Below are 15027 nucleotides of genomic sequence, written 5' to 3'. Positions count from 1 at the left end.
TTCAGCTTTCAAAAGGGGGAGAAAATATGAAGTTACTTAAGAATCTAACGGTTCAAGTTTTATTAGCAATCGTTATCGGGGTCATCGTCGGGCTTGTCTGGCCAAATGTCGGAAAAGAGATGAAACCGCTCGGAGATACATTTATCAATGCTGTTAAAATGGTTATCGCGCCTATCATATTCCTAACGATTGCTTTAGGAATCGCCAAAATGGGGGATATGAAAAAGGTTGGGAAAGTTGGCGGTAAAGCGCTCATTTATTTTGAGATTGTGACAACGATTGCACTTGTCATTGGTTTAATCGTCGTGAATCTTGTGAAACCAGGAGCAGGTCTTAACTATGATGAGCTGGAAAAAGGGGATGTATCCAAATATACGGCCGAGGGCGGAGCGAGTATTAACTGGATTGAGTTTGTTACACAGATTGTCCCGTCCAATATGGTCGATGCATTTGCTAAAGGGGATATTTTACAAGTATTATTCTTCTCTATTTTGTTCGGAGTCGGTCTTGCAGCACTCGGGGAAAAAGGGAAAATTGTTATTGAGTTTTTGGATAAGCTATCACTTGTCTTCTTTAAAATTATCGGCTATGTGATGAGAGCCGCTCCGATTGGGGCATTCGCGGCGATGGCGTATACAATCGGCCATTACGGGCTCACTTCGCTCGTCCCGCTTGGCAAATTAATGATGTCCGTCTATATTACGATGTTTTTATTCATTTTCATCGTCTTGAATATCATTTGTAAGATGAATGGCATCAGCTTATGGAAATACTTGAAATTCATCAAAGACGAATTATTGATTGTGTTAGGAACGAGTTCTTCGGAATCTGTTCTTCCTAGAATGATGGAAAAAATGGAACGTTACGGAGCTTCCAAATCGGTCGTCGGTCTTGTCATCCCGACAGGTTATTCCTTTAACTTGGATGGTACATCGATTTATCTATCCATGGCAGTCGTCTTTTTGGCACAAGTCTTCGGTGTAGATCTAACAATCGGGCAGCAAATTACAGTCATTCTCATTCTGATGTTAACGTCTAAAGGAGCTGCGGCTGTTACGGGCGGCGGATTTATCGTACTAGCGTCCACATTGGCCGCCCTCCAAATCATTCCGCTTGAAGGGTTGGCATTGCTGCTTGGCGTGGACCGTTTCATGAGTGAAGGTCGTGCGATTGTGAATCTGATTGGAAACGGAATCGCTACATTGGTAGTCGCGAAAAGTGTAAACGAGTTTGATGAAACGAAACATAAGGAAGCCATCACAGAAATGAAAGCATTGAAGAAAGCAGGTCAAGCTGCTGTTTTGAATACGACAATCAAATAAAGAATGCAGTGCTACTATGTATGTTGGCTACCCGCCCGATCACTATGTTGATTGGGTGGGTAGCCTTTTTAAAGCAATAAGTGGAACAAGCCGCTGAACGAGTATCCTACGCCAAAATAGGTTAGAAAAGCTGGTAAAGGCACGGTTCGTATGTATTGCCCAATAAACTCCTTTATACTTGTACAGCCGATTAGACTGATGGACACACCCATGAGTATGCTTTGAATCTTGAGTGATAGAGAGGCTTGTTGACCGATCCAAATGAACGACGCGAAACAAATGGATAAGCCAATAAAACAAAGCGTCAAACTTCCCCATTTATTCCCTGTGGACAGGGCAACTGTCGCAAGGGCAAAACCTTCAGGTAGGTGATGCAGGATGGTGGAAGTTGTCATTGTTAAGCCAAGAGCCGGATCATCCAGTAAACTTCCGATTGTCACGCTGAGCGGAATCGTATGGATGAACAACGCGACGGTTAGCAAATAGAGCGAGGAAGTATGGGAATGATTGCACATGGAATGGAGGACAAGGAAAAAGAAGAAACCGAGAAGTCCTCCAAGCAATAAGCCGAACGGGGAGTAAGCACCCCAAGCGGATGGAATGATATCAAGTGTTAATAAGCCTATTAAAAATCCCCCACATAACAGTGAACATCCTCCAATTTTGTCTTTGAATAGCCCTGCTAACGTCCAGGCGATTATACCTCCGATACTTACACTGAGGAAGAGAAATATACCTAGTACGATGATTGTCAATTTGATCATTCCCAACCATTGTCGTTTTCAAATTATATGCACTGAGTTCCGGTGCACATGCACAAGGTGGGAACAATAGAGATTTAACAATAAAAAACCAAGATCGGGAAAAGCGTTCGATCTTGGCCTTTTCATTTTATTTTTTATAACGCTTGTCATAAGGCCGCACCATGAGCCCCATTTCTTTTCGTTCCTTATCCAGCGCTTTATAAAACGCGATCATCATGAAAATGATGACGAAAGAGAACGGCAATGCGGCTATGATCAGTGCATTCTGCAGTGCGGTCAGCCCATTGGCGGAAAGTAGGATAATGGCAACCGCCGCGGTGGAAACGCCCCAGGTCAATTTCACACCGTTAGGCGGTAATAGCGATCCATAGGAGGTCTGCATCCCAAGCACGAACGTGGCTGAATCCGCGGACGTGATAAAGAAAATCGCGATAAGGATGACAGCTATGATCGACAAGACCATCGACATCGGCATTTCATTGAAAACCGCGAAAAGGGTCTCTTCTGTCAGTAAACCGGACAAGTCTGTTCCTTTCATTTGGACATCCATTGCGGATGCACCGAAAACGGAAAACCAAAAGAAGCTGAGCAATGTAGGTAGCATCAATACCACTACCAGGAACTCACGGATGGTTCGGCCACGGGATACACGGGCGATGAATATGCCGACGAAAGGTGCCCATGAAATCCACCATGCCCAATAAAAGATGGTCCAACTATTGATCCATGCACGATTTTCATCATCAAGCGGAGCGGCACGGAAACTCATGCGCGGCAAATTTTGCAAATAGCTCCCGATTGTATCGGTGAATGTATTGAAAATCAGTAAAGTGGGACCAAGAATGACAACTAAGGCAAGTAGAATGACTGCCAGAACCATATTGAAGTTGGATAAATATTTAATTCCTTTACTTAGTCCTGACCAAGCGGAAGCAATGAACAAGATTGTGACAACGACGATGATGACAATCTGAACGGAAAAACTATTCGGTATATCGAAGAGATAAGCCAGTCCACCATTGATTTGAATGGCACCGAAACCTAAAGTCGTTGCCACACCTACGACTGTTGCAACAACGGCTAATACATTGATCAATGTACCAAATGGGCCGTTCATCCGTTCGCCGAAAATCGGTTTCAATGTTGCAGAAATTAAACCGGGTTCTTCTTTTCGGAACTGGAAATAGGCCAGGCACATGGCAACGACGCCATAGATGGCCCAAGCATGGATGCCCCAATGGAAAAAGGTGAAACGCATCGATTCTTTGAACGCCTCATCGGTTCCCGGTTGTGCGGTCGCCGGATTGATGACGAAATGGGATAACGGTTCAGCTGCACCCCAAAAGACGAGCCCAATGCCCATCCCCGCCGAAAACAGCATTGCGAACCAACTCATTCGGGAATATTCTGGTTCTTCATCCGGTTTTCCAAGAGTAATCTGCCCCATCGGACTGACGATAAAAAAGATGCAAAATAGGACAATCCCAGTGACGACGAGTAAATAATACCAACCGAATGAAGAGGTGATGAAGTTTTTCATATTGTTGGTCACTTCTTCGAAGCTGCTTGGCGCAAGTGCCCCATACGCAACAGCAATGATGACAATAAAGACTGAAATCCAAAATACACTTGAAATTTTTTTCATTTGATCACCTGAGTTCCTTTGGTTGTTTGGTCCCGAACTTGCATAATTATCATGCTCAACTTTATGAACAGGCATGCACATACCTTAACTTTCCATTCCCTTTTTAAAATTTAATAAACTGCAAAAATCGAAAAAGCGATTCCATCATGAGGAAATCGCTTTTTCGAAATTTTATTTTTTAAAAACAAGAGAACCTGTCGATCTGGTCAAGGGAGATCCCTGTATACTCCCATCTTCTTTGTCGATTGCGCCATCTCCAGCCTGCGACAGAATTTCTACCTACAAATACTGGATAGAACCAAAAACCTTGTCTTCTTGAAATCCAAACAAATGTGTAACGGTAGAGACAACCGCGAATGGCACCTGGATCTACTGCGAACAACTGATGAGATGGGTATTCAGGTGTAAATGACGGAGGTGGAGATGTCGGTGCTTGCCCGCCTTGTTGTTGTCCCGGTGGTCGGCCAGGCGGTCCTCCAGGTCCAGGCGGAAAACCTGGCCCAGGCGGTCCTCCGTGCCCCGGTGGGAAACCTGGTCCCGGCGGGAATCCTGGCCCTGGTGGTCCCCCGTGTCCCGGTGGAAAACCTGGCCCCGATGGGAATCCAGGACCCGGCGGGAACCCCGGCGTGCCTGGTCCGAAGGGATTACGCTGTGCTTCATAATGGCCCATACTATCCTGCGGCCCATACGCTTCATAACCTCCGTATTCCGGCATGCTTTGCGTATGGTTACCTTCATATCCTTCGGGTAATTTCGGGAACCAATACGGATCCCCTTGATTACCCGGCTGCATATTAACCATCTACTCACTCCTTCCAAATGTTTCATCATATCCTATGCAATCATCATGGGGAATGCGTGGACTTTTCATAGGGGAAGGCAATTTCAGAAATTTATTGGTAGCGGACGGGACTGGGGCACTTTCCCGCTTTATTCCACTAAAACAGCATCACTTTACCACAGAACAAGTTTTCGGGGAAATGAACATTTCGTGGCAACCTTCGTGTACGATAGAAATATAGAATACGGAATATTTACGCGAAAGGGTGATTGCCGTGATCGAGTTAAATGGTTCGTCCTTACGAATCGATCAGATGCGTGCGATTTTATATGAAGAGAGTGGAGTGACATTAAACGATGAGGCATTGATCCGGGTCACGCAAAGTCGTGAAGCAGTGGAGAAAATTGTCCGGGAAGATCGTACGGTTTACGGTATTAACACCGGTTTCGGCAAATTCAGCGATGTGAAAATTGATGAGAAAAATACAAAGGCATTGCAGCTACACCTCATTCGCTCGCATGCTTGCGGTGTCGGGGAGCCGTTCCCGGAAATCGTTTCGCGAGCAATGGTTGTACTTCGATTGAATGCACTACTTAAAGGGTTTTCGGGAATCCGTGTGGAAGTACTGGAGCGCTTCGCTTATATGGTGAATCATCGCATTCACCCGATCATTCCCCAACAAGGCTCGCTCGGTGCATCGGGGGACTTGGCTCCATTATCGCATCTTGCGCTCGTTTTGTTAGGAGAAGGGTTTGTATGGCAAAACGGACAGTCGGTTCCTGCGATGGATATTTGGAAAAAGCATCGTTTGCAGCCGATTGTGTTGGAAGCGAAAGAAGGGCTTGCGCTCATTAACGGGACACAGGCGATGACTGCACAAGCCGTTGTCAATTATTTGGAGGCGGAGTCGCTCGCTTACAACAGTGAATGGATTGCTGCTATGACGATGGAAGCGCTTTACGGGATTACGGATGCGTTTCATCCCGCTATCCATGAAGCGCGCGGTTATCCGGAACAAGTAGATGTCGCGAAGCGAATGCTGGATTGGCTGGAAGGTAGTCAGTTAACGACGATTCAAGGGGAAAAACGTGTGCAAGACGCTTATTCCATCCGTTGTATCCCGCAAGTGCACGGAGCGAGTTGGCAAGTGCTTGGCTATATCAAAGAGAAAGTCGAGATTGAAATGAATGCAGCGACAGACAATCCGCTTATTTTTGATGAAGGCGAGACGGTTGTTTCAGGCGGGAATTTCCATGGGCAGCCGATTGCTTTTGCGATGGACTTTTTAAAGGTAGGTGTAGCAGAACTGGCCAATATTTCAGAACGGCGTTTGGAGCGGCTCGTCAACCCGCAGTTGAATGAAGGGCTACCGCCGTTTCTAAGCTCCGAACCGGGTTTGCAATCAGGCGCGATGATCTTGCAATACTCGGCCGCGAGTCTCGTTTCGGAAAATAAAACACTCGCTCACCCGGCCTCCGTCGATTCCATCCCATCATCCGGGAACCAAGAAGACCATGTGTCGATGGGGACAATTGGTGCCCGACATGCGCAATCCATCATTAAAAATACTAGAAACGTCTTGGCGATTGAAGCGCTTTGTGCCATGACAGGCTGTCATATCCGAGGGGTCGAACAGATGGCTCCGAAGACAAAGGCGAAATTTGATCAATTGAAAGAAGTCGTTCCGCCGATTGGAGAAGACCGTATTTACGCTCCGGATATTGAGAAAATTGCACGGTACTTAACGAGATGAATGACAAATAGCTGAGACCGAATCATGGGTTTCAGCTTTTTATCATTGTCACAACTCCGGTTTCAGTTTGAATCCAAAAGGACTCTTCTTTCGTAGAAGTAGACATGGAACTGAAAGGGGGAAATCATGTTGTCTAAATGGACAGCCTATCAATTGTTGGGTGCTGCAGGGTTATTAGCACTCTTAACATTCATCAATCTATGTAGGGAGCAAGTTTCAACGCTTTTCACTTTTGTTGATTCGTTCATCCCTTCAAGCATACTTGTTATATTTTTTACCATTATTCTGGTTATCTGGGGATTGGCGACTTTGCTATTCTTGCAGGAGAAAAAGGGTAAGCCGCTTTTTGTACATAAGATCTGGCGAATTATGCCTGGCATCATGAGTGTAGTTCTATTCCTTTCTATCGTCATTTTTATAGCCCTTGGTATGACGGTGCTAGCCGATTTGAATGACGCTATGAAATGGATTATCGATGTGTTGGTCATCTATTTTATGAGCGTATTTTATATGCTCATTTTATCGATTGTTATCCGCTACGGCAAAAATGATACAAGCAAAGGGAAAATCCTGACATCCGCAAACGTCTCTGTACTGATTCTGATTTTCGTCCTGTTGTTTATCCCGCCGATTGTCTGATAGATCATTATGCAATGACAGTCTTTCCCTCTATGCCGGGGGATTTTGCCCTGCTAAGTCGGACAATTTGTGCATCAGGGTGATCCTGACCGGTCATAAGAGCTGCTATGATTTTTGATCCTAGCATGCTGTAAACCGTACCGTTCCCGCCATAGCCAAGCAAATAGTAGTGATTCTTCTTTGTCGGATGTTCACCGATGAAGGGTAAATTGTCGATCGACTCCCCGAACGTTGCACAGTATGCGAAATCGATGTCTACCGAGAGATCCGGGAAAAGGGCCAGCAGCTGGGCTTTCAATTGTTCCCCGCGTTTCATGATCAGTTCGTCTGAGATGGGTACTTCCGGTTTCTCTTCATCCAGTCCTCCGATGATGACCCGGTTGTCTACTGTTCTTCGCATATAAAGATAGGGACGTTTGGATTCCCAAATCAATGCATTTTCATGCCAAATCGGAGAATCATCAAGCGGTTCGGTAACCATTACATATGAACGGTTAATGTCAGCGCCAATCCGTTTCCCGATTGGAAGTGTTTCGTATCCTGTTGTGAAAAGCACTTTGTCCGAACAGAATTCACCCGCGGACGTTATGATGCGTAACGTTTCATGATCATCGATGACATCATTGACCTCCGTGAATTCAAACAGATGGACGCCCCTCGATTCCAATAAAGAAATCAGTCCATTGACGAATTTATAAGGGTTCACTTCGGCATCCCCATAAGTCTGGATCGCTCCCGGTTTTGAAAAGGGCAACTGCTTGCTCATCTTTTCCCGAGTCCAGTAATCACAAGGAAACCCATATTTACTTAATGTCTTATACTCTTTCAAAATGCGTTCGGCATCTTGCTCATCGCTAGCATAATAGATGCTTGAGCGGTAAATGAAATCGGAATTGATTGGTATGCGATTTGCCGTTTCCTTTAGATCTTTCAGCGCTTCAAAGCATAATTGGTAAAACCTCACCGCATCTTTTTCGCCAATTTGTTCAATTAATTCATAAAGCATGATGTCATTTGAATACTGGAGTAATCCTGTGTTTGCCATGGTACTGCCCGTGGCCATTTGCCGCTTATCCAGGATGGCGATACTCAGCCCTTTTTCCGCTAATGCCAGTGCGGAAAGTGCGCCGGACATTCCGCCTCCTACAATGATGGCGTCATAATGCTCGGCTTTTTGCGGCTGTTTCCGTTTTGGTACAATTGGCATCGTAGTCGGCCAATAGAGTGAACCTCCGTGTATATGCATACGTTCTCCTCCCATTGTGTTCTATCATTCTCTACCCACAAATGTCAGGGGAAAAGCATTCCTATTGATCCCGAAATAGGATTTTTGTTTTGTGAATGGAAAAGGTGTATTATGGAGGCTGGCATGATAACGAATTGAAAATACAACTGTTTAGGGAGAATGACAATGTTAGATACGAATGAAAAACCACATATTTTATTAGTCGACGGAATGGCGCTTCTGTTCCGTTCTTTTTTTGCGACGTCCGCAATGGGGCATTATTTTCCGAATGAGGCGGGCGTTCCGACGAATGCGGTCCAAGGGTTTGTGCGTCATACGATGACGGCGCTGTCGATTTTCAAGCCGACGCATATGGCAGTTTGTTGGGATATGGGGGCGCATACGTTCCGCAATGACTTGTTTGATGGATATAAAGCGAATCGTCCTGAACCGGCCCCGGAACTGGCCCCGCAATTCGATATGGCGAGAACTGTTTCCGAAGTGATTGGCTGGAAAAATTATGGAGTACCGGGAATGGAAGCGGATGATCTGATCGGCTCATTCGTTCAGTCATGGCAAGGGAAAGCGGATATTACAATCGTCTCGGGGGACAAAGATTTATTGCAATTATTGAGACCAGGTGTCCAAATCGCCTTCACTAAGAAAGGCTACAATGTCTATGATATTTACTCAGATACCCGCTTTGTAGAAGAGTACGGGATCACGCCGTTCCAGTTCATCGACCAAAAAGCATTTACGGGCGATACAAGTGATGGCTATCCTGGCGTTAAGGGAATCGGACCAAAAGGCGCACTGAAATTGATTCAAGCATATGGTTCTGTAGAAGGCGTTATTGAAGCTTTGGACGATTTAACACCGGGGATGCGTAAGAAAATCGAAGAGGATATGGACATGCTCCATCTCTCCAAGAAGCTCGCAGCCATTCATTGTGAGTTGGACATCAACGATCCGCTCGAGGAGTTGGCGATACCTTTATTCGGAGAAGAGGTAAGGGCAGCGATGGAGCAAGAAGGCTACTCCATGATCATCAGACACGCAGATTCTCTTTTAAATAAATAATCAATAAAAAAATCTCTCTATGGAAAAACATAGGGAGATTTTTTCATTCAACTTTTTGGTTCAACCTTCACAAATGACAGTACGGGCTTATTCCGATTATAGGAAATCTGCCGCACTTGGCTTGGGCGATTCCTTCCTCCGTTGTCGTGGATGATCAATCGCAGATCATCGGACACCTTTTCATAACCGATTACAGGCACCCAGTGGTAATCAAATGCAAAGCCACCTCGCCAGCGGAAATTGAACCACTTATCAAATTTCGCAGCAACGATCCGTCCATCATCGATTTGTCTCATCACTTCTTCGATATTGCATTCTGCCACAGTCCATCGGGTTCCTAGCAGTTTGCGCATATTGCGGATAAACCGCCATTTGAAGAGCCCGATTTTCGTTCCGCCAAGCAGGCGATACAGCTCATTGACGTCGTAAGGGCATGCGGATGGAAAATGATACTGTAGCATCACGAAGGCGGTGACGGGTCCGCATGCGGAAGGTTGGTATGCAGCTTGGATATCCTGGTCGAATTGCGATTTTCCACGGATGTTCAGGAGCGCTCTCATGTACCCGTCACCTCCTTTTTTATGGCAAAGAATGCACCGATTTTTCTGCTTTGTCCAATAGCGTAGCTAATGCGGTCTTGAAATTGACGTATGTTTCGATATGAACATGGACGCCAGCATGGACAATTTCCTTCACAAGCAAATAGTTGAAGCCAACGAAAATGGGACGTACGCCCATCAGCTTCAAAGAGGAGTCAAGCTGACTGATTTCATGTGCAAGGATGTTATAATCCAAGTCCTGGATCTGATCTGTTCCAACACCTGTAAAATCACAAACGGTACAATTGATATCCCGGTGCTCTCCTAAATAGTCAAGAATCCGGTTACGAATGTTTTCAAGGCGATCTTGCGTAGTATATCCGGAAATCGGTACAAGAATCGTATTATCCACAATGGATGGAATTATAGGGACGGCTATTTCATTTATCATCTTTTCATAAAAAGCGATCTTCGTTTTCAATGCTTGAATTTCGTTTTCCAAATCCATCATTGGCACCCCTCACCTCATTTTCTTTAGTATACTTCATTTGGAAAATAAGTGCAGAAAAAAATGGATGAAGGTTGATCATATCAGTTGGATTACATAAATAATTTTACGCCCCTATCTCCCATTGCTTAGCTTTTGTCCGCAAAAGCCAATCTGTACGCCAATCAACTAAGAAAGTAAGTGGAATTATAACTTTAACTTAATATAGACGTTTTCGTACAAACAGAATTTTTAAATGTGAATTTATGGTCTGAAATTTTACAGAACAACAATAGCTAACATGATAGTCATAAACTATAATTTAACAGTTATTATTTTCATTCGAGCTTACAAAAGATATATATATGAAAAATATAATGCATTAACCCATCACCTGAGGTAAAATTGCATCAGTAAAGACTGAGAAAAGAGTGATTTCGTGTAGTTTTGTATTAAATATAGATTGGCACGGAACTTGCATTATCCATGATAGTAAGAAAATGAATGATTAGGAGGAGCGAAATGAAGGAAGGGAAGATTGTTGGCTTTATCCATAGTGGGATCACGGTCAAAAATTTGGAAACGGCGCTTGAATTTTACGTAGATATATTGGGATTAAAGCTTTTGTCGACACAGGTGGCAGAAAGCGATTATATTTTCGATATTGTGGAGATTCCCGGTTTGAAAGAAATCAAAATTGCTTTTGTGGAAGTGCCTGGAGGGCATGTTTTCGAAATTTTGGAGTATGTTGGCGTGGATACATATCCCGGAAATGCACGATCTTGCGATTATGGAACGGGACATATTTGTTTACAAGTTGAAAACTTAGAGGAAATGTTTGGATTCTTAACCGCAAAAGGCGTTTGCTTTAAGTCAAAAAAAGTCGCAAATATTACGGCAGGAGCCAATAAAGGATCAAAAGCAGTCTACATGCTTGATCCGGATGGCTACATCATTGAATTAATGGAAAGAGGAAAATAAAATTTCGTATCTGAATGTAAGCGAATTCAAATGGAGGGCAAGAAATGAAAGACTTAAACGGTAAAAAAGCGATTGTCACAGGGGCTGCGCAAGGTCTTGGCTTAGCAATGACAGAAGGTCTCTGTTCATATGGTGTGCATGTTTGCATCATTGATGTGTCACCAAACTTACCCGATGTTGTCGAAGCGTTAAAAAAGAAAGGTTATCAAGCGGAAGGTTTGCAAGCAGATTTATCCGATCAGGCGCAAATACCAAACGTTTTTCACCAGGCGCTTGAGTTATTAGGAAGTGAACTTGATATTTTAGTGAATAATGCTGGTATTCATAAGCCTATGCCGGCAATGGATATCCCTATTGCGGATTTTCAACGAATTTTAGAAGTCAATGTGACGACGGTCTTCCAGTTAAGCAGACTTGCAGCACAGAAGATGAGTGAAAAAGGAAAAGGGAAAATTATCAATATTGCTTCTGTATTGGCAACACAAGGCGGTTTTAATGCGGTGGCCTATTCAACGAGTAAAGGGGCCGTCGCGCAGTTGACCAAGTCATTGTCGAATGAATGGGCGCAAGGCGGCATTAACGTCAATGCCATCGCACCTGGTTATTACGAAACCGAGTTGAATCGTTTCATTTTAAATGATGAAGAGCGGTTCGCATCCCTAGTGAGCCGTATTCCGGCTGGACGTTTTGGTCAGCCGGAGGAGCTTGCAGGAACCGTACAATTTTTAGCTTCCAATAAATCGAATTATATTAACGGCGCCATCATTCCGGTCGATGGCGGCTTTTTAGGCAGATGAGGAGGGTGTTTAGCATGAAATTGAAGCCAATCTTACTAGTGTTAATGGCGGTTGTCTTATTGCTTTCAGGATGTGGAGCAGCGAAAGAGCCTGGTACGGTAGGTGCAAACGGTGAAAAAGTGGTCATTCGAATGGCCAACTTAGTGTCTGCAGACAACTTTTTGAACATCGGTTATGAAAAGTTTAAAGAGGTTGCAGAAAGAGAAAGTAATGGTCAAATTGAAGTGCAAATTTATAGCAATGGAACATTGACGCCATCAGAAGATATTGAATATGAAATGCTGCAGACAGGTGTTTTGAATGTCGTAACGAATGCAGGTTTCATCGTCGGTGCAAATGCGCAAATTCCTGCTTTTAACATTTTTGACGTCCCTTTTCTTTTTGAAAATGAAGAAGAAATGTATGAACTCATTGATGGCGAGTATGGGGAGCTTTTAAAGAAAAGCTTGGAAGAAAAATCGAATGCTTATTACTTAGGGACATTTAGCATCGGGTCTTTTGCAATCGCTAACAATAAAAAAAGCGTGCGAACACCTGCAGACTTGAAAGGACTGAAGATTCGTAGTACAACAACTCCTTTGCAAGCAAGTACGATTGCAGCGATGGGTGCGAATCCGACACCGATTTCTTATGGGGAGATTTTCACCTCGCTGCAGCAAGGCACCATCGATGGTGTACAAACAACGACACCATTAATCTTTGCCGATAAGTTTTACGAGGTTTCCAATCATTTAACATTAACACGCCATTTCCCATTGCCGCATATTTTGATGGTCAATAAAAATTTTTACGACAGTTTAACAGACGAGTTGAAAGCGGCAGTTGATAAGGCTGCGGAAGAACAAGTTCAATATGCAAGACAGCTGGCAACAGAAGCTGAAAAGAATGCCATTGAAAAGATGAAGGCAGATGGTGTCGATGTTGTAGAACTTACACCGGAAGAGCTTGAATTATTTAAAGAAGCGGTTCAGCCTGCGATTGATAAAAATATTGATAAAGTCGGCGAAGAAAACTATCAAAAAGCATTGGAGCTACTAGGAAAAAATTGACGAGCCGAAGTGCACAATTAAAAGAAGTTTGAGGTGAATGGAATGAACGAAGAAAAAATAAAGATTACATTTGAAGGATTGATCTGTGTTTTACTGCTCGTTGTCATGACGGTTCTTATGTTTACAGAAGTCGTCGCGCGTTATGTTTTTAGCTCCTCTTTCATTTGGATTGAAGAGCTTGTGCGCTATATGTTCATCTGGATGACGTTTATCAGTGCCTCCTATGTAACGGCGACCCAATCCCATATTCGGGTGGATGCAGCGTTATCGATTTTTCCGAAAGTTGCCCATCGGACGATTAAAATGATTGGCTTGCTCATCTGGCTTGCCTTTTCAGTTGTCATTACGTATGTCGGCTTCAATTATTCTGTTACGATGTTGCAAGTTGGTGGTAACTCACCAGCTCTTGGCATTGCAAAAGGATTTATTTACTTAGGCATTCCGATCGGCTACTTGCTAATGTCCAGTCGCTTGCTTATTCGAATTTATAAAGAATTGAAAAATCCGACGCTTCAAGATGTCGGTGCGTAGGGGGGAGAGTTTAATGGGGACAGTTACGTTAATGTTATTTGGGATATTGTTCGTTTTAATTTTATTGAATGTACCAATTGCCATTGCATTGGCTGCTGCAAGTATTTTAGTTGTTCTGATCGAAGGTTCAGTACCGTTAACGCTATTTATTCAAACATCCTTTAGCTCGATGGACTCGTTTCCGCTGATCGCTATTCCGTTTTTCATTTTAGCTGGGGATATTATGAGTCGAGGCGGTATGGCACGTAGATTGGTTGACTTTATTCAAAGCTTCACCCGCTCCTTAACGGGCAGCCTAGGTGTCATTACGATTATTACAAGCTTTATTTTTGCAGCCATTTCAGGTTCCGGAGCTGCAACCGTTGCGAGTGTAGGTGCTATTTTAATTCCTTATATGTTAAGAAGTGGATATGCACCGGGGTATGCAGCTTCCATTTCAGCTAGTGCTGGTGCATTAGGTCCGATTGTTCCACCAAGTATTGTGTTTATCCTTTATGGGGTCATGTCGAATACATCGATTAGTGATCTATTTATTTCTGGTATTATTCCGGGGATTTTAGTCGCGATTGCGTTGTTAATTGTTAACTATATTATTTGTAAAAAAGAAGGCTATGGGAAGCTGCAAGCACCGCCTGTGGTGAAAACTGAAAAAATCAGCTTTTGGAAAGCGCTAAATGAAGCGAAGTGGGCTTTGCTTGCACCGATTTTAATTTTGGGCGGTATTTACGGCGGGGTTGTAACACCGACAGAAGCCGCTGTCGTTGCGGTTGTTTATAGTTTAGTCGTTTGTATTTTTTCCTATAAGGAAATTGGCTTGAACGACTTCGTTGGAATCTTTTTGAAATCTGCACATACATCAGGTTCCATATTAATTTTCGTTAGTGCGGCATCATTTTTTGGACAAGTCCTTTCAATTGAAAGAGTTCCACAATTTTTGGCGGACACTATTGCGGGAATGACGACAAACCCATGGATTATTTTACTGTTAATTAATATTTTCCTACTGATTGTTGGGATGTTTATGGAAACGGTCGCGGCGGTCCTGATTTTTGTTCCGTTATTATTGCCAATTGTTTTACCGCTTGGTATCGATCCAATCCATTTCGGTATGATTATCTGTCTCAATTTAAGCTTGGGGCTTATTACACCACCGCTTGGCATTAACTTATTTATCGGCAGTAACATCGCGAACGTTCAGTTTGAGAAAACATTCAAATACGTTGCACCTATTTTCGGGGCGTTGCTCATCGTGTTACTCATCGTCACGTATGTGCCGTCCATTACATTATTTCTGCCAAATCTCTTAGGAAAATAATAATAAAACAAACATTGCTTCAGAGTATAGCGAAAAGGGTTGGAAATCGATTTGATTTCCAACCCTTTTGTTAATTGGCTCCAATTTTGATCGAGGGACCAACTGCTCTATGGTCAGCA

The 15027-nt window shown here is 43.6% G+C and carries 15 protein-coding genes; 9 read left to right on the top strand and 6 right to left on the bottom strand.

Going from position 1 to position 15027, the window contains the following annotated elements; all coding sequences use genetic code 11:
• The first annotated feature begins 26 nt into the window (after positions 1 to 26).
• Complete coding sequence (gene dctP / locus MHZ95_RS12445) at positions 27 to 1322, top strand: C4-dicarboxylate transporter DctP (protein WP_239390945.1); 1296 nt, start codon at positions 27 to 29, stop codon at positions 1320 to 1322.
• 68 nt (positions 1323 to 1390) lie between these two features.
• Here dctP and MHZ95_RS12440 read toward each other — a convergent pair whose 3' ends face one another.
• The 3 genes from MHZ95_RS12440 to MHZ95_RS12430 all read right to left on the bottom strand — a co-directional run bounded on the left by MHZ95_RS12440 (position 1391) and on the right by MHZ95_RS12430 (position 4533).
• Positions 1391 to 2077: a ZIP family metal transporter gene (locus MHZ95_RS12440; RefSeq protein ID WP_239390944.1), complete on the bottom strand. Its 687-nt coding sequence runs from the start codon at positions 2075 to 2077 to the stop codon at positions 1391 to 1393.
• Between the two features lie 136 nt (positions 2078 to 2213).
• On the bottom strand, positions 2214 to 3731 hold the full coding sequence (locus tag MHZ95_RS12435; protein WP_239390943.1) for a glycine betaine uptake BCCT transporter: 1518 nt from the start codon (positions 3729 to 3731) through the stop codon (positions 2214 to 2216).
• Between the two features lie 178 nt (positions 3732 to 3909).
• Positions 3910 to 4533 carry a hypothetical protein gene (locus tag MHZ95_RS12430; protein ID WP_370643025.1) on the bottom strand — a complete coding sequence of 208 codons (624 nt, stop codon included), beginning with the start codon at positions 4531 to 4533 and terminating at the stop codon, positions 3910 to 3912.
• Positions 4534 to 4786: 253 nt separating this feature from the next.
• Here MHZ95_RS12430 and hutH point away from each other — a divergent pair, with 253 nt between their 5' ends.
• Entirely contained in the window at positions 4787 to 6265 is a 1479-nt protein-coding gene (hutH, locus tag MHZ95_RS12425; RefSeq protein WP_239390942.1) for a histidine ammonia-lyase, read from the top strand.
• Between the two features lie 129 nt (positions 6266 to 6394).
• Positions 6395 to 6904 (top strand): hypothetical protein, encoded by a 510-nt coding sequence (locus MHZ95_RS12420; protein ID WP_239390941.1) that lies wholly within the window; start codon positions 6395 to 6397, stop codon positions 6902 to 6904.
• Between the two features lie 7 nt (positions 6905 to 6911).
• Here MHZ95_RS12420 and MHZ95_RS12415 read toward each other — a convergent pair whose 3' ends face one another.
• A complete protein-coding gene (locus MHZ95_RS12415; protein ID WP_239390940.1) occupies positions 6912 to 8150 on the bottom strand; it encodes an NAD(P)/FAD-dependent oxidoreductase in 1239 nt (412 codons plus the stop codon).
• A 165-nt stretch (positions 8151 to 8315) separates the two neighbouring features.
• Between MHZ95_RS12415 and MHZ95_RS12410 the strand changes: the two genes are divergently transcribed.
• A complete protein-coding gene (locus tag MHZ95_RS12410) occupies positions 8316 to 9209 on the top strand; it encodes a 5'-3' exonuclease (protein ID WP_239390939.1) in 894 nt (297 codons plus the stop codon).
• A 47-nt stretch (positions 9210 to 9256) separates the two neighbouring features.
• Here the strand turns inward: MHZ95_RS12410 and MHZ95_RS12405 are convergent, their stop codons facing one another.
• Positions 9257 to 9769 carry a C39 family peptidase gene (locus MHZ95_RS12405; protein WP_239390938.1) on the bottom strand — a complete coding sequence of 171 codons (513 nt, stop codon included), beginning with the start codon at positions 9767 to 9769 and terminating at the stop codon, positions 9257 to 9259.
• A 19-nt stretch (positions 9770 to 9788) separates the two neighbouring features.
• A complete protein-coding gene (locus MHZ95_RS12400; protein WP_239390937.1) occupies positions 9789 to 10256 on the bottom strand; it encodes an STAS domain-containing protein in 468 nt (155 codons plus the stop codon).
• A 501-nt stretch (positions 10257 to 10757) separates the two neighbouring features.
• On the opposite strand from MHZ95_RS12400, the gene MHZ95_RS12395 reads away from it, so the two are divergent.
• Genes MHZ95_RS12395 through MHZ95_RS12375 form a run of 5 tightly spaced genes read left to right on the top strand, consistent with a single transcriptional unit; the run spans position 10758 to position 14908 of the window.
• Entirely contained in the window at positions 10758 to 11216 is a 459-nt protein-coding gene (locus tag MHZ95_RS12395; protein WP_239390936.1) for a VOC family protein, read from the top strand.
• 44 nt (positions 11217 to 11260) lie between these two features.
• On the top strand, positions 11261 to 12013 hold the full coding sequence (locus MHZ95_RS12390; protein ID WP_239390935.1) for an SDR family NAD(P)-dependent oxidoreductase: 753 nt from the start codon (positions 11261 to 11263) through the stop codon (positions 12011 to 12013).
• 14 nt (positions 12014 to 12027) lie between these two features.
• A complete protein-coding gene (locus MHZ95_RS12385; protein ID WP_239390934.1) occupies positions 12028 to 13062 on the top strand; it encodes a TRAP transporter substrate-binding protein in 1035 nt (344 codons plus the stop codon).
• A gap of 42 nt (positions 13063 to 13104) precedes the next feature.
• The gene (locus MHZ95_RS12380; RefSeq protein ID WP_239390933.1) at positions 13105 to 13593 is read left to right on the top strand and encodes a TRAP transporter small permease; all 489 of its coding nucleotides are present in this window, start codon (positions 13105 to 13107) and stop codon (positions 13591 to 13593) included.
• A 13-nt stretch (positions 13594 to 13606) separates the two neighbouring features.
• Entirely contained in the window at positions 13607 to 14908 is a 1302-nt protein-coding gene (locus tag MHZ95_RS12375) for a TRAP transporter large permease (protein ID WP_239390932.1), read from the top strand.
• The last annotated feature ends 119 nt before the right edge of the window (positions 14909 to 15027 follow it).

Source organism: Sporosarcina sp. ACRSM (assembly GCF_022346545.1).
GTDB lineage: Bacteria > Bacillota > Bacilli > Bacillales_A > Planococcaceae > Sporosarcina.
Note: the sequence above shows the minus strand (reverse complement) of the source record. Positions and strands in the feature narration are given on the sequence as shown.